At 48.7% G+C, this 755-nt stretch carries 1 protein-coding gene; it reads right to left on the bottom strand.

Annotated features, from left to right (window positions below; all coding sequences use genetic code 11):
* The coding region (locus IEY53_RS34815; protein ID WP_189032938.1) for a transposase at positions 1 to 755 on the bottom strand (755 nt) is incomplete at both ends.

Here is a 755-nt window from a genome sequence, read left to right as displayed (position 1 = left end):
TGGATTTCATTTTCTTTAACTTTTTCACGTCAACATTGAGGTGGTGTAAGGCTCTAATATTCGGATTGGTCATAACCATGCACATGGTCATGAGATAGAGGAAACGCCGGAGACGAGGGCGGCCTCGCTTACTGAGAACCATCTTTCCACGCCATTTCCCGGAGCTGGCTTCGGCCAGATTTAGACCCGCATGGCGAAGCAAGGCATTTCCGTGCGCATAACCGCTTAGATCACCAGTTTTCCCTAATATACCAGCCAAGCTAGTCGTATTTACTCCTCGAATGGAAAGCATATTTTTAGCATAGGGAATGCGCTCTAATACGAGATGTACTTCGTGTTCAATCTGCTCAAGTTGGCGCTGTGCCAAGTCGTATTCTTCGAGCAGTTGACCCAAGTGCAACTTATAAGCTTTGAGCGCCTTTGTAGTACCAACGCTGCGTTTAGCTAGTGCAATAAGCTGCTCGGCCCGCCGCAAACCCGCATGACGCTTTACGTATTTCTTCCAGCCGGCAATGACTTGCTCTGTCGTTAATTGACTAATTTCTTTCGGCAGAGGAAACAGCCTCAAGGTAGCAATGCTACTCGTGCAGGTGAGAATTTTAAAGACCTGCCGAAGTTCCGGGAACACAATATCTACCCAGCGATGAATCTGGTTAACGGCACTGTTAAGGCGTTTGGAGACCGTGTCCCGATTGGCCATGAGAATCCGCAGCTCCTCGTAGGCTTCCGGGTTGAATCGTACGGGGGAATAGTAG

The organism is Paenibacillus albidus (assembly GCF_014644435.1).
GTDB lineage: Bacteria > Bacillota > Bacilli > Paenibacillales > Paenibacillaceae > Paenibacillus_AQ > Paenibacillus_AQ albidus.
This window is presented reverse-complemented; position numbering and strand designations above follow the sequence as displayed.